Raw genomic sequence first — 19,814 nt, forward strand, 5'->3', positions numbered from 1 at the left:
TCCCCAGGGGTAACCTCGACTCTCTGTCTAGCGGCTGAATAGCTAGTCTAGTCAGAGAGTCATTTTTCTCTTCAAATCGAGTTCTGATTTAAAAACCTTCCGATACATGGAGTATGACCTTGAGACGTATCACCGTGAAATATTGCATCGCACTTTGCTGCTGTCTTTTTGGGCTTTTATCCTTTCCCAGCTATGGCGCGGAGTCGACGTCTTTGGACCCTCTTTTAGTCGAGTTGGGTGAAGCAAAGATGAAAGACGTAGAGCCGATTCTGGTCAGAATTGAGGCTGCATCTGACGACAGTATTTTGCCCCTTTTCCGTACTTTATTAGAGGGCAATTTGTATTACATCGAAGCGGAAGGTCAGGTTGTTGGTCAGTCCGATGTGAATGGTGAAACTGTTTATAAAGATGTATTTACTCAACAAACTCGAACGGATCTTCAGAAAGGAGATGTGGATAAAATTCGAGTAAACAATAAATTACGTGGCTATTTACGCAATGCCATGGCCCGAATTCAACTCACTGCGAAGTCGCCTGGTGTGCGTGAAAGTGCGGTTAGAGAGCTCTTGTCTAAATTAGATGACGACACGGTCGAGGTTTTAGAAGGCCTTTACCCGAATGAGCCGAACAAAAAAGTTAAAGAAGCCATGGGATTGGCGCTTGCTATGAATACGGCATCACAAACGGGGTTGGCACCTTCTAATCGCATTGCGGCGATTGAAAAAATGTCCACAAGCTTAGAAAGTGATGTACGAAACCTGCTGACTCGACTTACCCGTGACGACAGCGCCGCTGTTGTGAGTGCTGCCAATGCGGCATTAGAAAAAATCGCGCAACGAGTGAACCGTTTTGCCTTTGTCGACCAGTTGTTTTTTGGTTTGAGCCTTGGCTCAGTATTGTTGTTGGCATCTATTGGCTTGGCGATTACTTTTGGTGTGATGGGCGTTATCAATATGGCCCATGGCGAAATGATCATGTTGGGTGCTTACACCACATATGTGGTGCAGTTGATTATGCCGAATTACATCGATTACTCGATTTGGGTAGCGATTCCTGCTGCCTTTTTAGTATCTGGCTTGATGGGCGTATTGATAGAGCGCTTAGTTATTTGTCGTTTGCATGGCCGTCCATTGGAAACCTTGCTGGCCACTTTTGGTATTAGTTTGATCTTGCAGCAATTGGTACGGACGATTTTCTCACCGCTTAACCGTCAAGTATCCACGCCTAGCTGGATGAGTGGCTCTTGGGAAATTAACCCCGTTTTATCTTTAACGCTAAACCGTTTGTATATTTTAGCCTTTGCCTTGTTGGTGTTCATCGTCTTGGTGATTGTATTGAAGAAAACCTCTCTGGGGCTAAACGTTCGTGCTGTCTCGCAAAATCGCAACATGGCAAAAGCCATGGGGGTAAAAACCAATTGGGTCGATGCGATGACCTTTGGTTTTGGGTCTGGTATCGCAGGTATTGCTGGTGTGGCGTTAAGTCAGCTGACCAATGTTGGACCAAACTTGGGTCAATCTTACATTATCGATTCCTTCATGGTGGTGGTGTTCGGTGGCATGGGCAACTTGCTTGGCACCTTGGTAGCGGCCTTTACATTGGGTATCGCGACGAAATTTCTTGAGCCAACCACGGGGGCAGTTCTCGCGGCTATTCTGGTGTTGGTGTTTATTATTCTCTTTATTCAAAAACGTCCTAAGGGACTCTTTCCACAAAAAGGGAGGGCGGCAGAATGAAACGTCTTACAGCTTGGTTTTCTGAAGGGCGCTCGACGGGCAAACACACTCTGCCATTTGTGGTGATTTTATTAAGTGTGACTATTTTGGCCTCGGCGGCGAATCTATTGTTACCCGCTGACTCAGTTTTCTATGTCAGTACTTACACCATTACCTTATTGGGCAAGTATTTATGCTACGCCATGTTGGCGCTAGCGGTGGACATTATCTGGGGTTATTGCGGTATTTTGAGTTTAGGTCACGGGGCATTTTTCGCCTTGGGCGGTTACGCTATGGGCATGTATTTGATGCGCCAAATCGGTGATCGCGGCGTGTACGGCAACCCATTACTGCCCGACTTTATGGTGTTTTTGGATTGGAAAGAATTGCCTTGGTTTTGGTTGGGCATGGATCAGTTTTGGTTCGCTATGTTAATGGCGGTGCTGGTGCCTGGCTTGTTGGCTTTTGTTTTTGGTTGGTTGGCGTTCCGTTCTCGGGTAACAGGCGTTTATCTCTCCATCATGACGCAAGCCTTAACCTATGCATTATTGTTGGCGTTCTTCCGTAACGAAATGGGCTTTGGTGGCAACAATGGCTTGACCGATTTTAAAGAAATTCTTGGCTTCAGTTTACAAGCCGACAGCACGCGGGTTGCCTTGTTCTTGATCACGGCCATCTTGCTGGCTGTGGTGTTTGTCGTAAGTCAGAAGATTCTTGCTTCTCGACTTGGCAAGGTGGTGTTGGCGATTCGTGATTCAGAATCCCGTTCACGTTTTATCGGTTACCGTACCGATCGTTACAAGGTGTGGTTGTTTGTCTATTCCGCTGTGATTGCCGGCATTGCAGGTGCTTTGTATGTACCGCAAGTGGGCATTATCAACCCGGGTGAATTTTCTCCGATTAACTCTATCGAGATGGTGATTTGGGTTGCCGTAGGTGGTCGTGGCACCTTGATTGGTGCGGTGATCGGTGCCTTGTTAGTGAACTACGCGAAAACCCGTTTTACCGCAATTATGCCAGATGCTTGGTTGTTCGCCTTAGGCGCTATGTTTGTGCTGGTTACCTTGTATTTACCAAAGGGTTTGATGGGGTTGTATGGGCAGTTAAAGGCTAAGCGAAACAGTGTAATGAAAAAGGAGTCACAAGCATGAGTACGTTAGATAGCACCCGTGAACTCTTCCGTCGAGATCAGGTTTGGCCATTTTTGGCTCCAGCGCAGGCCGAGGTAAATGTCGGTAATCAGATGATTCTGTACGTGGAAGATTTGAATTTGAGCTTCGACGGCTTCAAAGCGCTAAACAATCTTAACCTTTATATTAACGATGGCGAATTGCGTTGTTTGATCGGTGCCAATGGCGCGGGTAAAACCACTTTGATGGATGTAATTACCGGCAAAACTCAGTGCGATTCTGGCACGGTGTTCTTTGGGCAGAATCACAACTTATTAAACAAAGACGAAGCGGAAATTGCTCAGCTTGGTATTGGTCGTAAATTCCAAAAGCCAACTGTGTTTGAAGAGCAAACCGTGTTTGACAATTTAGAGTTGTCTCTTAAAACTGACAAACGTGTCTTGCCGACCTTGTTCTCGCGTTTAACACCGACACAAATCGACCGCATTGATGAAGTATTAAAAACCATTGGTTTGGCTAAGCATAGATTCATGTTGGCGGGTGCCTTGTCTCATGGTCAAAAACAATGGTTAGAAATCGGTATGTTGTTGGTGGCAGAGCCAAGACTTTTGTTGATCGATGAGCCTGTAGCTGGCATGACAGCACAAGAGACAGAACGCACGGCGGAGCTACTAACCTCTCTGGCTGGAGAGCGAACTGTGATTGTGGTCGAACACGATATGGAATTTGTGCGCAGTATTGCTCGCACAGTCACCGTTTTGCACCAAGGCTCAGTGTTGGCCGAAGGCACAATGGACCAGATTCAAAGTAATAAAGACGTGATTGAAGTGTATCTTGGTGAAGAGGCTGCGGCAGGAGAACAGGCATGATATCCATTAACAAGGTTGATCAACTTTACGGCGGCACACAGATTCTTTGGGGCTTGGATTTAGAGATAGTCCCCGGCTCGATTACTTGCATCATGGGTCGTAATGGCGTGGGCAAAACGACCTTGCTGAAAGCCATTATGGGGTTGCTGCCGATCAAAAGTGGCGACATCACCATGGAAGGCGAAACGCTAAACAAGCAAAGCGCAGAAAAGCGAGCTTACTCAGGCATTGGTTACGTTCCACAAGGTCGAGACATTTTCCCCATGCTTACTGTGGAAGAAAACCTGCGTATCGGTTTGCCTGTTCGTGGTAAGCGCACGAAAGACTCTCCAAAGGATATTCCAGAGAAAATCTTCGAGCTTTTTCCAGTATTGAAAGACATGCTGCATCGTCGTGGTGGTGATTTATCTGGTGGACAACAGCAGCAATTAGCCATTGGCCGTGCCTTGGTATTAGAACCAAAAGTCTTGATCTTAGACGAGCCTAACGAAGGCATTCAGCCCAACATTGTTAAGCAAATTGGCGATGTGATTTTAAAGCTGAACGAAGAAGAAGGATTGACCGTTATCTTGGTGGAGCAAAAGCTCGGTTTCGCTCGTCGCGTAGGTAAAGAGTTTCGTCTGATGGAAAAGGGACGCATTGTTGCGGCAGATAAAATGGAGAACCTTAACGATACTTTGATAAAGCAGTATTTGGCGGTCTGATTTTTGCATTGGTTGGAATCAGCAGCCACGCGAAAGACGCTTATAGGGCATCAATGAATAATAAACATAACCTTGCTTTGGCAGAAGAATACGACCAAAAACCGCTGCCAGAAACTCAAATGCCAGAGCGGGGAGAAGCTTCCCACTGGCATGCATTTCTGACATTAGGCTTTTCTCAAACAACTCGCGGTACCGTGTTGAAAACCTGTGATCACAAAGGGCCTTTGTACGTGCAAAAGCCTTTTTATCCTGAAGGTCGAGACACGGCGCACGTCTATTTATTGCATCCTCCAGGTGGTTTGGTTTCGGGGGATTGTCTCACGATTACGGCAAACCTAGCCGAAAATACTCATGTTTTGATCACTACTCCGGGTGCAGGGCGGGTTTATCGTGCTCGGAAGGATAAAACGCTACAACATCAAATTACTCAGTTGAACGTCGCTGAAAACAGCTTAATGGAATGGTTGCCACAAGAAACCATTCTGTATCCCAATGCCCACACACGACTTGAAAATCGTATCGATCTTGCGGATAACGCTAAGTTTATCGGCTGGGAAATCACCTGTTTTGGCTTGCCAGCCAACCAAGAAGATTTTGGCGAAGGGCAGGCAGAACAAGGCTTTCAGATTCGTCAGAACGATCGTCTTAAGGTGCGTGAACGATTGGTTATTGATGATAGTAGCCGTGCTGTTTTTTCAGCCAAAGCGGGATTAGATGGTAAGCCAATTAATGGTTTGATGATCGCAGGGCCGTTTGATTTAAAGGAACCTTCTAATTCAGTCAACCATGACGAATTGATCGACTCCCTACGCCAGCACTGTACCCAACATGGGTCATTAAGTGGCGTGAGTCTTGTAGGTGAATACATCTTAGTTCGCAGCCTTCACGATGATTCGGAACAAGTAAAACAGCTATTTATTCAGTGTTGGCGAGATATTCGCCCGGCATTAATCAACAAAAAATACAATGAACCGAGAATTTGGTCGACCTAAAAAGGTGCGCGCGCTCTTTTTTGGTTCAACGAAAACAATCATAAAGATAAGTAACGGAGCATAAAAATGGAACTCCTCCCAAGAGAAAAAGACAAGCTGTTGGTATTTACCGCTGCCTTACTAGCCGAACGACGTTTGAATCGCGGCCTTAAATTGAATTATCCCGAAGCCATGGCGTACATCACTATGGAAATTATCGAAGGCGCTCGCGATGGTAAAACCGTGGCGGAATTAATGGCCTATGGCAAAACCTTATTGAGTGCGGAACAAGTAATGGACGGTGTGGTTGAGTTGATCCATGAAGTGCAGGTGGAAGCGACGTTCCCAGATGGGACGAAGTTAGTCACCGTTCATAATCCTATAAATTAATGACTACTCGTTACGTCATTAAACGTGTGTGTCAGGTTCTTTTTTTTAAAAGGAAAACATCATGATCCCAGGTGAAATACAGGTAGCCGCTGGCGATATTGAGCTCAATGTGGGCCGTAAAACGGTGAAAATTCGCGTCGAAAATACCGGTGATCGCCCTGTGCAAATTGGCTCCCATTATCATTTTTACGAAGTGAACCCAGCCTTGTCTTTTGATCGCACAGTGACTAAGGGCTTTCGCTTGAATATTGCTTCTGGCACCGCAGTGCGATTTGAACCCGGCCAAGGCCGTGAAGTAGAGCTGGTCGAATACGCTGGCACGAAAACTATTTATGGTTTTCGTGGTGAAGTCATGGGCAAATTGGTAGGAGCAGAATAATGGCGACGATGGACAGACAAAGTTACGCGCAGATGTTCGGTCCGACTACGGGTGACCGTGTGCGTTTAGGCGATACCGATATTTGGATTCAGGTGGAAAAAGATTTCACCGTGTATGGCGACGAAGTGAAATTCGGCGGCGGCAAGGTTATCCGCGACGGCATGGGACAAAGCCAAGTGACCAACGACGTGGCTGTGGATTTAGTGATTACCAATGCCTTGGTGTTAGATCATTGGGGCATAGTAAAAGGCGACGTTGGCATCAAAGAAGGCCGTATTTTTAAAGTCGGTAAAGCCGGTAACCCAGACGTGCAAGATAACGTTGATATTGTGGTTGGACCGGGAACGGAAGTGATCGCTGGTGAAGGTTCTATTTTGACCGCGGGTGGCATCGACGCGCACATTCACTTTATTTGTCCGCAACAAATTGAAGAAGCGTTAACCTCTGGCGTCACCACCATGATTGGCGGCGGTACTGGCCCTGCAACAGGAACCAAGGCGACAACTTGTACACCGGGGCCTTGGTATCTTGGCAAGATGTTACAAGCCACAGACAGCATGCCGATGAACTTGGGCTTTTTGGGCAAAGGCAACGCCAGTTTGCCAGAAGCTTTAGAAGAACAACTGGAAGCAGGTGCTTGTGGACTGAAACTGCACGAAGATTGGGGCACCACGCCAGCGTCGATTGATTGCTGTTTGAGTGTCGCTGAAGCCTACGACGTGCAAGTGGCGATTCACACTGACACCTTGAACGAATCTGGCTTCGTCGACAGCACCATTGATGCCTTTAAAGATCGAGTGATTCACACTTATCACACCGAAGGCGCAGGTGGCGGTCATGCCCCTGATATTATTCAAGCCTGTTCCAATCCGAATGTCTTGCCATCCTCAACTAATCCAACGCGCCCTTATACTCACAACACGGTCGATGAGCATTTAGACATGCTCATGGTGTGTCACCATCTGGACAGCAATATTGCAGAAGATGTGGCGTTTGCAGATTCACGTATTCGCAAAGAAACCATTGCCGCGGAAGACATTCTTCATGATCGTGGTGCTTTCAGTATGATTTCGTCTGATTCTCAAGCTATGGGACGAGTAGGCGAAGTGGTGACTCGTACATGGCAAACCGCTCACAAGATGAAGCAGCAGTTTGGTTTGTTGGCAGAAGATCAAGAATTGGGCGCGGATAACTTTCGGGCTCGTCGCTATATTGCCAAGTACACCATTAACCCAGCCATTGCCCATGGTATTAGTCATGAAGTTGGCTCGATTGAACCGGGAAAAATGGCGGATTTAGTCTTATGGAAGCCAGCCTTTTTTGCTGTAAAACCTTCGATGATCATTAAAGGCGGTATGATTGCCAGCGCGCCAATGGGTGACCCAAATGCCTCAATTCCGACGCCACAGCCCGTGCATTATCGCCCTATGTTTGGTTCATTCGGCAAAGCTGCTGCGGCCACGTCTGTGACCTTTGTTTCACAGGCAGCATTGAACAATGGCTTGAAAGAATCCCTTGGTTTAGATCGTACCTTGGTGGCCTGTAAAAACACTCGCAATATTTCCAAGCTCGATATGATTCACAACGATTGGTTGCCGAACATTACCGTTGATCCGCAAACCTATGAAGTGCGAGCGGATGGGGAATTATTAACCTGTGAGCCAGCTGAAGTATTGCCCTTGGCTCAGCTTTATACTCTCTTTTAGGGGCGTTTTTTTAGGAACAGCATATGCTAGATATTTACGAAAGGTTAGGCACCCATTGTCACGATCCAGTCCACACCACAGTGACGCTAACCCATGAACAGCGTGATCGTGGTAGATTGAAACTTATAGGTGACAATGACGAAGAGGTTCGAGTTTTTCTTGAGCGTGGTAAGCCGCTGTTAGTCGGTGAATTTTTAAAGTCCGAATGCGGCAGGATAGTTCAAGTGACTGGCGCAGTAGAAGACGTCGCTCATGCTAGCTGTGAAGATTGGGAAGCCTTCTCCAAAGCCTGCTACCACTTGGGCAATCGTCACACCAAAATTCAAATTGGCGAACGCTGGCTACGCATCAAACCTGACCACGTTTTAGAAGACATGTTGCACATGCTTGGCTTGATCGTTATCCATGAAGAGGGCGTTTTTGTCCCAGAATCTGGAGCTTATAGTCATGGGCACAGTCACCACTAACATTGATACCACTGATATTAGCTTGCTGCGGCTTTTGCAGTTAAGTAGCGTCGGTTTGCCTGTGGGCGGCTTTGCTTTTTCTCAAGGCATGGAATACGCCATTGATCAAGGCTGGGTAAAAAACAAAGCTGAGGTGTCTGACTGGATTAGCTTGCAGTTGCAACAGTCGGTAGCACGTGTGGATTTACCTGTGCTGCGGTTATGTATGGATGCCGCTAAGCGGCAAGACACAGAAAGATTATTTGAACTGAATGATTTAGTACTGGCCTGCCGAGAAACCAAAGAGCTGCGACTGAATGATACTGCGATGGGTGAAGCCTTGTTTCGTCTAATGGGCAGCCTGCAAATAGACACTCCGTTTAAGCGTTTAGACGAGATGAGCTTTGTCACCTTATTTGCTATTGCAGCTAATTATTGGGGGGTGAAAATAGATCTTGCTTCACTCGGTTTTGCTTGGTCTTGGTTGGAAAACCAAATTGCGGCCGCTACCAAGCTGGTTCCCCTTGGGCAAACCCAAGCACAAGAATTGTTAGGTGAATTACAGACAGACATTCGACACGCCATTGCCATGTCATTAACCATTGAAGAAGACCGTGTTGGCGCAGGCCTACCGGCCATTGCCATAGCCAGTGCTCAGCATGAAACACAATACTCACGGCTATTTCGGTCTTAGGCGAATCGGTCAACTTAGCCTTATCTACCATAATGAGGAATTAGTTTTGTAGGTCGCGGCTTTAGCCCGACAAGGCGTGATTTGTTGTGGCGAGTTTTTGTCGGCATAAATGCCAACTTACAAGCGATTGGTCTAACCATAAGATTTCGAATTTATTTTTAAAAGGAACCTAGTATGAAAAAACAAACCTTACGAATTGGTGTGGGTGGTCCAGTAGGATCAGGTAAAACCGCATTACTGCGTTCTTTATGTAGCGCGATGCGTGACTATTACAACATTGCCGTGGTGACCAATGATATTTATACCCAAGAAGATGCGAAGTTCTTAACCCAGCATGAAGCCTTGGATGCGGACCGTATCTTGGGAGTGGAGACAGGTGGTTGTCCGCACACGGCGATTCGTGAAGATGCATCAATGAACTTGGCGGCGATTGATCAATTGCTAGAGCGTCATGGCGAATTGGATGTGGTGTTTGTGGAAAGTGGTGGCGACAACTTGAGTGCGACCTTTAGCCCAGAGTTATCCGATTTTACCATTTATGTTATTGACGTTTCTGCAGGTGACAAGATTCCTCGTAAAGGCGGTCCTGGTATTACGAAATCGGATTTGTTGATTATTAATAAAACGGACTTAGCGCCTTTGGTTGGTGCGTCTTTGGATGTGATGGCGCACGATGCCAAGATTCAACGAGGTGATCGTCCGTTTATCTTTTCGAATCTCAAAAAAGCCCAAGGCTTGGATGAGATTATTCAGATCATTGTGTCTGAAGGGATGTTGGAAGCAAAAGAAATACCTGCAGCGAAAGCTGTCGTTTAAATGGCTACTGTGCTCGTAACGTCGTTGGGAAGTATTAAGTTCAGGTTTTCGAAATATTAGGAGAAAAATTATGAATGCGTTGAAAGAAAGAGCATTGAAAACAAAAGGTTTGTTGGTAGCGGCTTCGGTATTGGCTTCTGGTTCCGTGTTTGCTCATCCGGGGCATGAACAAGCTTCTAGCTTTATGACGGGATTTGCTCACCCAATGGGCGGTTTGGATCATCTTTTGGCCATGGTGGCGATTGGTCTTTGGGCAGCGAGCATTGGTGGTCGCGCTTTGTGGGCGATTCCAGCGGCGTTTGTCGTGACTATGTTGTTGGGCGGCGGCTTAGCGGTGGCGGGATTAAATGTGCCATTTGTTGAACAAGGTATTCTATTGTCTCTCGTCGTATTGGGTGCTTTGGTGTTGTTTGCTAAGCGTTTACCAACAGCGGCTTGCATGGCGATTGCAGGGGCTTTTGCGTTATTCCACGGTGCAGCGCATGGTATGGAAATGCCTTTGAGTGCCAATGGTCTGCAATATGCGTTGGGTTTTGCTTTGGCTACGGCGGGCTTGCATGCGGCTGGTCTGGGTTTTGGTCAGCTGATGACGAAAATTGGTACGCCTTTAGCGACGCGCATTAGTGGCTCTGCTATTGCGCTAGCGGGTTTGGTACTTGCTTTTGCCTAACTCATTTTTGTCTCCTAAGCTAAAAAGCGTCATTTTATCGTCTAAGCACGAGATTCTATGACGGCGGCACAAAAGATCTTTAAAGTGCGACGCCACTACAATAAGTGGGTCGCCGATCAAACCATGGAAGATTACGCTCTACGCTACACTTCTCGGCATGACAACGGCTCCAAGCAGGGCCATGCGATGAGTATTGAGCGTGTTGGTCATACCGCGCTTGGTGCAACCGCGTTTTTGGCGTTGGAAGGACTGGCTGCGGTTATTACCCTCGCTTATGGTTTTACCAATGCAGTAGCGGCTATTCTCACTGTGTTGGCGTTGTTTTTCGTCACGGGTTTTCCCATTGCCTATTATTCGGCCAAGCATGGTCTGGATATAGACTTATTGACCCGAGGCGCGGGCTTTGGTTACCTTGGATCGACTATTACCTCGCTGATTTATGCGACTTTCACCTTTATATTCTTTGCCATTGAAGCGGCTATTTTGGCCTCTGCAATGGAGGTTCTATTAGGCATTCCTTTGGCCTTGGGTTATGCGCTCTCGGCCATATTTGTTATTCCCATTGTAACACACGGTATTCGTGCTATTAGTCGCTTTCAAAACGGTACCCAGTGGATTTGGTTGGTGTTACAAGTAGCGGCGATTGGCGTAGTGGTGACGCAGGAATACCAAAACTTCGAAGGCTGGACACAATATGCACCAGCTGATTTGCCGCAAAGCACGCATTTTGATTGGGTTTTGTTTGGCGCAGCAGCGTCTGTCTTGTTTGCCTTAATGGCGCAGATTGGCGAGCAAGTCGACTACTTACGCTTTTTTCCTATAAAAACCAAACAAAACCGCCGACGCTGGTGGTTTTGGCTGATTTTAGCGGGTCCAGGTTGGGTGTTTATTGGTGCCATCAAAATGTTATTGGGTTCGTTTTTGGCTTACTTGGCGATTTCCGATGGCGCTTCAGCGATACAAGCCACCGATCCAACCTATTTGTATCAGCGCATCTTTTTCTTTTTAACCACATCGCCTACCACCGCTTTGCTTTTGGCGGCGGTGTTTGTGTTTATCTGCCAGATGAAAATCAATTTAACCAACGCCTATGCGGGTTCTATTGCTTGGTCGAATTTTTTCTCACGCTTAACTCACTCTCACCCCGGTCGTGTTGTCTGGTTGGTATTCAACGTAACTATTGCATTATTGCTGATGGAATTGGGGATTTATCAGGCTTTGAGCGCTATTTTAGGCGTGTTTGCCATCGCTGCGGTGAGTTGGTTAGGTAGCTTGTCAGCGGATTTATTAATCAACAAACCGTTGGGTTTAAGCCCTAATTATGTCGAGTTTAAACGCGCGCATTTATACGACATTAACCCTGTCGGAACGGGCTCGATGTTGATTGCGACCACGTTAGGTTTAGTGAGTTATTTAGGTGTCTTTGGTGAAGTGGCGAAAAGCTTGTGTCACTTTATATCCTTAGGTTCGTGTTTTGTGTTTGTGCCGCTGATTGCGTGGCTCACCAAGGGTAAATATTACCTAGCGCGCCAAAGCCCTGAATTGATTCCGATGATTGAGCTGGCAAAACAACACAGCCCTAAGTATGTCACTCTGACTTGTGGGATTTGTGAGAATGCGTTCGAAACGGAAGACATGAGTTTTTGCTCTGCCTACATGCAGCCGATTTGTTCTTTGTGTTGCTCCTTAGATGTACGCTGTTTAGATAGCTGTAAACCACAGGCAAGCATTGGGCAGCAGAGTGACTATTTCTTAAAGCTTTTTTTACCTAAGAGACTCGTTAAGGCGCTGAGCTCTCGCTTTGGTCGTTTTGCCTCTTTGTTGCTAATAATCAATATTATCAATGCCGCACTGATGATGTTGATTTATACGCAAATGGCACCGACATCGCTGAATGAAGAAGTCTTGTTAAAAGAGACTATGTTGGCACTGTTCTTTACTCTGTTGATCGTTTCTGGCGTCTTATCATGGTTGTTTGTTCTCGCTCATGAAAGTCGTGTGGTGGCGCAGAAGGAGTCTAATAGGCAAACGAGAAAATTGATTCGTGAAGTTGATGCTCACCAAGAAACCGACCGTGCCTTGCAAGGGGCAAAAGAACAAGCCGAGCGTGCAAATGAAGCGAAAAGTCGTTATCTCACCGGGATTAGTCATGAGTTACGCACACCGCTGCAGTCTATTATTGGCTATGCACAGCTCTTATCTGAGAAGGCCAATACGCCTTCTGGGCACCAGAATGGCTTGGATATTATTCATCGCAGTGGTCTGTATTTGGCAGATTTGATCGAAGGTTTATTGGATATTTCCAAGATCGAAGCAGGGCGTTTTGATCTATATCGCAATACGGTGGATTTACCGAAATTAATCGATCAGCTAAACAGCATGTTTGCTATGCAGGCGCGTGACAAAGGCATTCAATTGCAGTCAAAAATTCTCGCACCATTGCCACAACATGTCATAACGGATGAAAAGCGTTTGCGGCAAATTTTGATCAATCTGTTGTCAAATGCCGTGAAATACACGCCAAAAGGTTCGGTATTGTTCGAAGTCAATTATCGTAATCAAGTGGCCGAGTTTGTTATCCGAGATACGGGTGTAGGCATTAAAGAAGGCCATTTAAAGCGCATATTTGATCCATTCGAGCGAGTACGTGACATCAGTACTGGCAATTTACCTGGCACAGGCTTGGGCTTGACCATAGTGAAACTGCTAACGGACATTATGGGTGGTGATTTGCAGGCGCATTCAGTGGTGGGTGAAGGCAGTGAATTTCGCGTTAGCTTGATGCTACCTTGGGTGAGCCAAGGAGATGCTTCTGCTTATGAATACAAACGCATAGTAAGTTACCGTGGCTATCAGCGTACTCTGATGGTAGTGGACGATGATCCTGTGGTACGTGGTTTGCTATCTGATATTCTCGTCCCGTTGGGTTTTAATGTATTAGAAGCCTCCGACGCTGAAGCTTGCTTGGATGAGCTGGATTCCTGCTCGCCAGATTTATTCGTATTAGATGTCTCCATGCCCGGTATGAATGGGTTGAGTTTAGCTAAGTTGCTACGTGACCGAGCTTACAGTACGCCAATTATTATGTTGTCGGCTGATGCCAAAGAGAACCAACGTAAGCCAGATGAGCAAGCAGCGTTTAATCAATATTTGGTTAAGCCTGTGAACAATAGTGATTTGTTGGATGCCATTAAAAACTGGCTAGTGCTGGAGTGGGTGTATCAAGAAACGGAAGTTGATGTGGTGGCACCTGTTGTTGAAAGGGGTACAGACCACTGTGAAGAAAATATACTGGAAGCGTTAGATCTGCAGACAGTTGCTATACCAGACCATGAAAGTGTCCGCGAGCTGATGGCATTTGCTGAAATGGGGTACAAAAAAGGCGTCGGCGGTTTGCTGAATCAGCTGGCTAAAACAGATGTCATTGACCCGAGCCATTTACAGCAACTGGAGAGCTTGTACAAAAGTTTTCAGTTTGATGCGATTGTGCTTTATATACAGAAATATTCACGCGTCACTAGCGACGTAAATGAGAAGCCTAATTATGAATCCGAGTAATAAAAGTGACATTGTTTTAGTGGTCGACGACTCGCCAGATGCGTTGAGCCTAATTCATGACACCTTGGAAGCGGCTAATATGGATGTGCTTGTCGCACTTGAAGGAAAACAAGCCTTAACCATTGCCCGACGGATTCGTCCTGACATTATTTTGCTGGATGCCATGATGCCAAATATGGATGGTTTTGAAACTTGCAGAGCTTTAAAAGCTGAGCAAAGCTTGGTATCGATTCCGGTTATTTTTATGACGGGGTTGAGCGACACTGATGACATTGTGCGTGGCTTAGAAGCCGGCGGCGTGGATTATCTCACCAAGCCAATTCAACCCAATGAACTGATTGCTCGCATGCGCGTGCATTTGTCGAATGCGCGTTTAAGCAATAACGCGCAATCGGCTCTTGATAGCATGGGACAGTATTTGATGACGACAACCTATGCAGGGGAAATTGCTTGGGCAACGCCGCAAACTTATGCTTTGCTTGCCAAAGCTCGCGCCAGCAGTGAATGGCAAAGTACGGAATTAGCTCTACAAATACGACTTTGGTTAGCTCATCACCCCGTTGTCGGCAACGTCTTGAAACTCAGCGGCTTGGAATACCCTTTGGCGCTGAAAATGATGGGTGTCACCGAACAAAAAGAAGTGCTATTACGTCTTGAAGACGGAGACAAACCCACCGGCCCGGCTTTATTAAAGAAAGAACTCGACCTTACGGATCGTGAGTCAGAAGTCTTGCACTGGATTGCCAATGGGAAAACCAACCGTGAGATCGCTGAAATTCTTGAAATGAGCCCGCGCACAGTCAACAAGCACTTAGAGCAAATTTTCCCAAAACTAGGTGTGGAAAACCGCACCTCCGCTGCCGCTATTGCTCTGCGAATTTTATCGGCAGATCGATAGGTTTGGTAGGATGTTTGCTATTGTTTAGGCTTAACTTTAGGTAAGCACTTTCTTATTTTATATATGCACAGATTATTCTATGCTGCCATTTTACCGCATCAAAAAAGGTGTCCTAATGTCTATTGAGCAATCCATCGAGTTATCGCTTCCTATCGTTTATAAGGTGGATCAGGCTATAACGGCTAAGCAGTTTGTTGAGTTGCTGGCGAAAACGACATTGGGCGCGCGTCGTCCCATCAATGAGCCTGAAACAATAGAGGCTATGTTGGAAAATGCTAATTTGCTGATTACGGCATGGCAAGGCGAGGCCTTGGTAGGCGTGGCGCGTTCGGTGACGGATTTTGCCTTTTGTTGTTACTTATCGGACTTGGCGGTGGATGAATCTGTGCAGGCAACGGGGATTGGTAAAACGCTTATCCGAATGACCAAGGAAGCCTTACAGCCTAAGTGTTCTTTGATTCTTTTGTCCGCACCGCAAGCGGTGGATTATTATCCTAAGATTGGTTTTACTCAACATAATAGTGCGTGGGTATTGACGAATATTGATGACTTAAAGTAAGGCATCTATTAGGTGAGTAACTAATTGAATTATATGGGGTTTTGTAGGTCGTGGCTTCAGCCCGACAAAACGTGATTTGTCGTCACGTTTTGTCGGCCTAAAGGCTCGACCTACAGTTATCCTCTTGAAGAAAGGCTACTTAGATCTGGAACTGGCCGACTTCGCTGTCTACTTGCTTGGCAAGTTGGTTAAGTCGTTTCGATTGTTCTACACCTGTTTTACTTTCATTGGCTAAATCGGCCGCCACTTGGCGAATGGTCTCGCTGTTTTGGCTGATTTCATTAGTCACTGCTGTTTGTTCTTCTGCAGCGGTAGCAATTTGCGTTGCCATGTCTGAAATGCTGATGATGGCATTGGCAATTTCTTCGAGGCTCTCTGTCGCTGCATCAGCATCCGCAACACTGGTTTGTGCTTTGGCGCTGCTGTTTTGCATTGAAGTAACCGCTTTTGATGTTTGCTCTTGTAGCTGCTCAATCATTTTTTGAATTTCTTCAGTCGAAGCGTGAGTACGTTGAGAAAGCGTACGCACTTCATCTGCAACCACGGCAAAGCCTCGACCATGTTCGCCGGCACGAGCTGCTTCAATCGCAGCATTAAGGGCTAGCAAGTTGGTCTGTTCTGCGATGCCGGTAATGGTCGATAGAATGCCACTAATTTGTTGAGCGTGATTGTCTAATTCAGAAATTTGTCCAGTAGCAAGGCTCACTTCGTTGGCAAGTTGGTGAGTCGAATTACGACTTTTTTGTACTTGCGCACTGCCTTTTTGTCCCAGCTCAACAGAGTGACCAGCGGCTTTGGCTGTTTGCTCTGCGTTGCCCGCGATTTCGTGAGTTGCTGCCGCCATTTCAGTAACAGCAGAAGCGACCATGTCGATTTCTTGCTGTTGAGTGGCAACACGAGAGGCGCTTTGAGTCGACGAGTTCGATACATTTTGAGCTTCGTTTGCGACGTCTTTAGAAAGTACTTTTAAGCGTTCAACTACGCCATGCATGTGACCCACAAAGTCATTAAAGCCTTGTGCTAAGACGCCAATTTCATCGTCACGTTTTACCTCTATGCGAGCGCGTAAATCGCCTTTGCCTTTAGATATATCTTGTAGTGCTTTAGAGACGCGCGTTAAGTCGCTAAATATCACTTTAAATAACCAATACAAGAAACAGCTAAATGCCACAAGCAGAACCAATGCAGTGATGATCTGACGAACCAATACTTTATAAACTGGGGCCATTAGTTCACTTTTGTCCATGGTGAAAACTAAGGTCCAATCTGTATTAGGAATATTCTGAGCGTAAGCAAATACATCTCGGTCATTTAATGTTTCTTCGGCTAGCCTATCTTCTTTTGCAAGCTTGGATAGTGCGCGAGGTGCGAAAATAGAGGAAATAGATTCGGCTTTTTTCATCACCATGTCTTTGTCAGCATGGGCAATAATATCGTTGTTGGATGCGACCATCATGGCAGAGCCTGAACCCGGGATATCAAGCTCAGCAACTTGTTTGGACAGCTGATCCAAACTTAGATTTGCGCCGACCGTACCAAAGTTTTGGCCGTTTTTTGTGACAGGATTCGTTAAGATGATAACTAATTCTTTGGTTGTAGAGCTTAGATTTGGGCCAAGAATACTTGGTTGGCCAATGCTCATTGCTTCTTGATACCAGCTCTTTTGGCGAGGGTCGTAACCCGGGCGTTTCGCGTCTAACGTAGGATCTTGACGATACATTTTGCCATCATTATTGCCGTAATAGGTTAAGGCAAATTTACCACTGTCATAAGCTTGTTTAATCGCAATATAAGGTGATTGATCAGGTGCCCGTTCTAGCGTGTTAGCAAGCGAAGCCGCAATGACTTTTCGGCTGTTTAGCCACTCACTTGTGTTATCGCCATAGGCTTTTGAGAAATGGCGAATATCTTTTACCAATGAATCGCGCATTTGCTGTGTCAGAGAAAGGGTAGTTTCTGTGACTAGATATGCCGTTGTGATAACAACAGCAAGAATGCTGACACTCAGTATCCGAGTGCGCAAAGAAAGAGTCATGAGGGTATCTCCATATATGTAAAAAAAGGCGCAGCACCATAGTGATGCATACGCCCAAAGAGGTTATCCGTTACTAAAGCACAAAAGTGATTAGCAAATTAAAGAGTAGGGCCGCAGCAAAGCCCAGTGGGGCAGCGCGAAACAGAAGTTGAGGGAACAGTTTCGTTCGACTTTCTTCTGTTGGGCAAGCCCCTAGAATCAAACTTCCTCCAGAAGAGAAAGGCGATATAGCTGTGGCCTGAGCACCGACTACGATACAGATGAATAGCATCATCGGATCCAATGACAGACTTTGTGCAATTGACGGTACGATTGGGAAAAGCGCTGGCGTAACCACGCCCAATGTACTGGCAAAAAGGGACATGAAAGCAGCAACAATACCGAATACAACGGGTACTAGCGCAGCTGGGATTGAAGTACCAATCCAAGAGGCAAGGTCATTTATTGTACCGGCTTTTATCGCTACCGAAATCAACATACCTACGCCACAGATCATAATAAGCGTCGACCAAGGCACTGAGGCAATGGCTTTTCGCTCGTCTCCAAGTTTCAATAATAAAGCGATGACAGAGAACACGCTGGCGATTAGGCCTATGTTCATCTTGGAATTAATAAAGCTAATCGTCTCATTATCAGGTAATAGAAGATGCGAAATGGGAGCAAGTAGTACTAAGCCCATCATGATAAGAGTGAGAGTTAAGGTTTGTGCTTGCTCTTTATTGAATGGCGTAGGGCGTTCTACTTGGAAGTCATTTTTGGCGACATTAGCACGGTGTTTAGTGAAAAACACCAATGCGGTAATCACAATTAAAGGAATAATAGCCGTGCTTAAGAAAATGCCAATGGAATTTATGAAGGCTTGGTTTTCGGTAACACCAGCGCTGGCCATTATACCGCGGAAGATAATGCCGCTTTGGCTAGACATGAAATTCGCGCCAGTTAATGCGCCGTAACCAACCGACATAGAACCAATCACCATGCTCATGCCTGTACGTTGGCAAAGCAATAGCGTGATAGGTGCCATAAAAGCTAAAACTGTGTAGTAGCCTGCTCCAAGTGCTGAAATGATAGTCGTCGTGATGTAAATGGCGTATGGCAACAAATGAGGAAAGCGGCGGCAACGATACATAAGATGCTCGGCGAGCTTTTCTAACGTACCATTGATAATGGCAAAACTGTAAAACAAGGACACCGAAAAAATGATGAAGAAGATCTTCAATGGCCACATTTTGATAATGTCATTAGGGCTTAGTCCAAGCGCAAAGCTGCCGATTAAATAGGCGAAAGCGATAGCGAAAAGACCAATATTTATACGGGTTTTGTACCCTAAAATAATGGAAAGAAGGATCGCTCCTACAACAAGTGAACTCATCATGATTATTTCTCTTCTTTGTTTTTATCTAAGGTTGGAATTTAAACAATTTGCTTGGATTCGAAATTAGAATTTTGTCCCGTTCATCCATGTTGGGTAGTAGCGCTTCCATGAAGTTATATTGACTTGTGTAGTCTGTTTGCGCTTCAAATTGCGTATTTGGCCAATCACTGCCCCATAAAAAGTAATCTGAATGACCATAGGCCGAACGCAGGGTTGCTAGCATTTCTTTTGCTTGCTCTATGTCAGCATTGCAGCGGTAAGCCGCCGACACTTTTGTCCAGATTGGCGCGCCACTGCTCAATAAATCTAAAAAGTCTTGGTGAGCTGAGTTAGATGGGTCAATTCCTTCATTTGTACGAGCAAAATGATCAATGACCACTTCGACACCAGATTCTAGAATTGCAGGCAGAAAAGTTGCTAAATCGTCGATTTCGCGCTGGATCTCCACGACCCATTTACGTTGTGCCAATTTGCTTAAGAAGGTTTGCCAAAGGAGAGAGGTGTAATTCTCTAACGGCTTTTTAATTAAGTTGAGGCGAATACCAACCACTCCATTAGCATCTAACGCATCCAATTCACTATCGCTAATAGTGGGATCAACAACAGCAATGCCTTTTAGTTTTTCAGGGTGTTGACGCAATGCTCGCACCATAAAACTGTTGTCAGTGCCTAAAAAACTGGGCTGAACCAATACACCATGAGAAATACGATGACCTACTAAATGCGTTAAGAAGTCTTCAGGCAGCGCATTATAGTCTGGCGCGTACCTGCGTTCAGCAGTCATAGGCAAATCAGTGCGAAAAATATGCGCATGAGTATCTATGCCTTTTATTGTTTTTTTTGTGTCCGAAATCATCAAGAGACCTTTATGTACATGTATCAAATCAATTTACAGTAAA

18 protein-coding genes are annotated in these 19,814 nt (G+C 45.9%); 15 read left to right on the forward strand and 3 right to left on the reverse strand.

Translation table 11 applies throughout. From position 1 onward, the window contains the following. Positions 1–113 precede the first annotated feature (113 nt). The 15 genes from urtB (at position 114) to JSY38_RS13185 (ending at position 15,505) form a co-directional block, all read left to right on the forward strand. Positions 114–1,736: an urea ABC transporter permease subunit UrtB gene (urtB, locus tag JSY38_RS13115; protein WP_205113564.1), complete on the forward strand. Its 1,623-nt coding sequence runs from the start codon at positions 114–116 to the stop codon at positions 1,734–1,736. Then, positions 1,733–2,866, forward strand: coding sequence for an urea ABC transporter permease subunit UrtC (gene urtC, locus JSY38_RS13120; protein ID WP_205113565.1), 1,134 nt, complete (start codon positions 1,733–1,735; stop codon positions 2,864–2,866). The genes urtB and urtC overlap by 4 nt, the downstream gene beginning before the upstream one ends. Next, on the forward strand, positions 2,863–3,714 hold the full coding sequence (gene urtD / locus JSY38_RS13125) for an urea ABC transporter ATP-binding protein UrtD (protein WP_114412366.1): 852 nt from the start codon (positions 2,863–2,865) through the stop codon (positions 3,712–3,714). Before urtC ends, urtD begins: the two co-directional genes overlap by 4 nt. Then, positions 3,711–4,418, forward strand: coding sequence for an urea ABC transporter ATP-binding subunit UrtE (gene urtE, locus JSY38_RS13130; protein WP_114412365.1), 708 nt, complete (start codon positions 3,711–3,713; stop codon positions 4,416–4,418). The genes urtD and urtE overlap by 4 nt, the downstream gene beginning before the upstream one ends. Before the next feature lie 53 nt (positions 4,419–4,471). Next, complete coding sequence (locus JSY38_RS13135; RefSeq protein ID WP_205113566.1) at positions 4,472–5,410, forward strand: urease accessory protein UreD; 939 nt, start codon at positions 4,472–4,474, stop codon at positions 5,408–5,410. A gap of 66 nt (positions 5,411–5,476) precedes the next feature. Beyond that, positions 5,477–5,779, forward strand: coding sequence for an urease subunit gamma (locus JSY38_RS13140; protein ID WP_110575688.1), 303 nt, complete (start codon positions 5,477–5,479; stop codon positions 5,777–5,779). A 61-nt stretch (positions 5,780–5,840) separates the two neighbouring features. Further along, on the forward strand, positions 5,841–6,158 hold the full coding sequence (locus JSY38_RS13145) for an urease subunit beta (RefSeq protein ID WP_205113567.1): 318 nt from the start codon (positions 5,841–5,843) through the stop codon (positions 6,156–6,158). Then, a complete protein-coding gene (gene ureC, locus JSY38_RS13150) occupies positions 6,158–7,864 on the forward strand; it encodes an urease subunit alpha (protein ID WP_205113568.1) in 1,707 nt (568 codons plus the stop codon). Before JSY38_RS13145 ends, ureC begins: the two co-directional genes overlap by 1 nt. A gap of 23 nt (positions 7,865–7,887) precedes the next feature. Beyond that, positions 7,888–8,331: an urease accessory protein UreE gene (locus JSY38_RS13155; protein ID WP_205113569.1), complete on the forward strand. Its 444-nt coding sequence runs from the start codon at positions 7,888–7,890 to the stop codon at positions 8,329–8,331. Then, the gene (locus JSY38_RS13160; protein ID WP_205116822.1) at positions 8,312–9,004 is read left to right on the forward strand and encodes an urease accessory protein UreF; all 693 of its coding nucleotides are present in this window, start codon (positions 8,312–8,314) and stop codon (positions 9,002–9,004) included. The genes JSY38_RS13155 and JSY38_RS13160 overlap by 20 nt, the downstream gene beginning before the upstream one ends. A 174-nt stretch (positions 9,005–9,178) precedes the next feature. Continuing rightward, the gene (ureG, locus tag JSY38_RS13165) at positions 9,179–9,820 is read left to right on the forward strand and encodes an urease accessory protein UreG (protein WP_205113570.1); all 642 of its coding nucleotides are present in this window, start codon (positions 9,179–9,181) and stop codon (positions 9,818–9,820) included. A 70-nt stretch (positions 9,821–9,890) separates the two neighbouring features. After that, positions 9,891–10,490 carry a HupE/UreJ family protein gene (locus JSY38_RS13170; protein ID WP_205113571.1) on the forward strand — a complete coding sequence of 200 codons (600 nt, stop codon included), beginning with the start codon at positions 9,891–9,893 and terminating at the stop codon, positions 10,488–10,490. 57 nt (positions 10,491–10,547) lie between these two features. Further along, a complete protein-coding gene (locus JSY38_RS13175; RefSeq protein ID WP_205113572.1) occupies positions 10,548–14,048 on the forward strand; it encodes a hybrid sensor histidine kinase/response regulator in 3,501 nt (1,166 codons plus the stop codon). Continuing rightward, complete coding sequence (locus JSY38_RS13180; RefSeq protein ID WP_205113573.1) at positions 14,035–14,946, forward strand: response regulator transcription factor; 912 nt, start codon at positions 14,035–14,037, stop codon at positions 14,944–14,946. The genes JSY38_RS13175 and JSY38_RS13180 overlap by 14 nt, the downstream gene beginning before the upstream one ends. A gap of 115 nt (positions 14,947–15,061) precedes the next feature. Further along, a complete protein-coding gene (locus tag JSY38_RS13185) occupies positions 15,062–15,505 on the forward strand; it encodes a GNAT family N-acetyltransferase (RefSeq protein WP_205113574.1) in 444 nt (147 codons plus the stop codon). 139 nt (positions 15,506–15,644) lie between these two features. On the opposite strand, the gene JSY38_RS13190 is transcribed toward JSY38_RS13185, so the two are convergent. From JSY38_RS13190 to JSY38_RS13200, 3 genes are all read right to left on the reverse strand, one after another. After that, the gene (locus JSY38_RS13190; protein ID WP_205113575.1) at positions 15,645–17,540 is read right to left on the reverse strand and encodes a methyl-accepting chemotaxis protein; all 1,896 of its coding nucleotides are present in this window, start codon (positions 17,538–17,540) and stop codon (positions 15,645–15,647) included. A gap of 73 nt (positions 17,541–17,613) precedes the next feature. Then, a complete protein-coding gene (locus JSY38_RS13195) occupies positions 17,614–18,915 on the reverse strand; it encodes an SLC13 family permease (protein WP_239543972.1) in 1,302 nt (433 codons plus the stop codon). 25 nt (positions 18,916–18,940) lie between these two features. Beyond that, positions 18,941–19,771, reverse strand: a complete 831-nt coding sequence (locus JSY38_RS13200; RefSeq protein ID WP_205113576.1) for an amidohydrolase family protein — start codon at positions 19,769–19,771, stop codon at positions 18,941–18,943. Positions 19,772–19,814: the final 43 nt, after the last annotated feature.

It is taken from the genome of Marinomonas foliarum, assembly GCF_016906065.1.
In the GTDB taxonomy this organism is placed as follows: domain Bacteria; phylum Pseudomonadota; class Gammaproteobacteria; order Pseudomonadales; family Marinomonadaceae; genus Marinomonas; species Marinomonas foliarum.

Excerpts from the sequence above, each read along its gene's own strand:
- JSY38_RS13180 (WP_205113573.1), top strand. The coding sequence starts at position 14,035 with ATGAATCCGAGTAATAAAAGTGACATTGTTTTAGTGGTCGACGACTCG.
- JSY38_RS13195 (WP_239543972.1), bottom strand. The coding sequence starts at position 18,915 with ATGATGAGTTCACTTGTTGTAGGAGCGATCCTTCTTTCCATTATTTTA.
- JSY38_RS13170 (WP_205113571.1), top strand. The coding sequence starts at position 9,891 with ATGAATGCGTTGAAAGAAAGAGCATTGAAAACAAAAGGTTTGTTGGTA.
- JSY38_RS13185 (WP_205113574.1), top strand. The coding sequence starts at position 15,062 with ATGTCTATTGAGCAATCCATCGAGTTATCGCTTCCTATCGTTTATAAG.
- urtB (WP_205113564.1), top strand. The coding sequence starts at position 114 with ATGACCTTGAGACGTATCACCGTGAAATATTGCATCGCACTTTGCTGC.
- JSY38_RS13190 (WP_205113575.1), bottom strand. The coding sequence starts at position 17,540 with ATGACTCTTTCTTTGCGCACTCGGATACTGAGTGTCAGCATTCTTGCT.
- JSY38_RS13200 (WP_205113576.1), bottom strand. The coding sequence starts at position 19,771 with ATGATTTCGGACACAAAAAAAACAATAAAAGGCATAGATACTCATGCG.
- JSY38_RS13140 (WP_110575688.1), top strand. The coding sequence starts at position 5,477 with ATGGAACTCCTCCCAAGAGAAAAAGACAAGCTGTTGGTATTTACCGCT.
- JSY38_RS13155 (WP_205113569.1), top strand. The coding sequence starts at position 7,888 with ATGCTAGATATTTACGAAAGGTTAGGCACCCATTGTCACGATCCAGTC.
- urtD (WP_114412366.1), top strand. The coding sequence starts at position 2,863 with ATGAGTACGTTAGATAGCACCCGTGAACTCTTCCGTCGAGATCAGGTT.
- urtE (WP_114412365.1), top strand. The coding sequence starts at position 3,711 with ATGATATCCATTAACAAGGTTGATCAACTTTACGGCGGCACACAGATT.
- JSY38_RS13135 (WP_205113566.1), top strand. The coding sequence starts at position 4,472 with ATGAATAATAAACATAACCTTGCTTTGGCAGAAGAATACGACCAAAAA.
- JSY38_RS13160 (WP_205116822.1), top strand. The coding sequence starts at position 8,312 with ATGGGCACAGTCACCACTAACATTGATACCACTGATATTAGCTTGCTG.
- JSY38_RS13145 (WP_205113567.1), top strand. The coding sequence starts at position 5,841 with ATGATCCCAGGTGAAATACAGGTAGCCGCTGGCGATATTGAGCTCAAT.
- urtC (WP_205113565.1), top strand. The coding sequence starts at position 1,733 with ATGAAACGTCTTACAGCTTGGTTTTCTGAAGGGCGCTCGACGGGCAAA.
- JSY38_RS13175 (WP_205113572.1), top strand. The coding sequence starts at position 10,548 with ATGACGGCGGCACAAAAGATCTTTAAAGTGCGACGCCACTACAATAAG.
- ureG (WP_205113570.1), top strand. The coding sequence starts at position 9,179 with ATGAAAAAACAAACCTTACGAATTGGTGTGGGTGGTCCAGTAGGATCA.
- ureC (WP_205113568.1), top strand. The coding sequence starts at position 6,158 with ATGGCGACGATGGACAGACAAAGTTACGCGCAGATGTTCGGTCCGACT.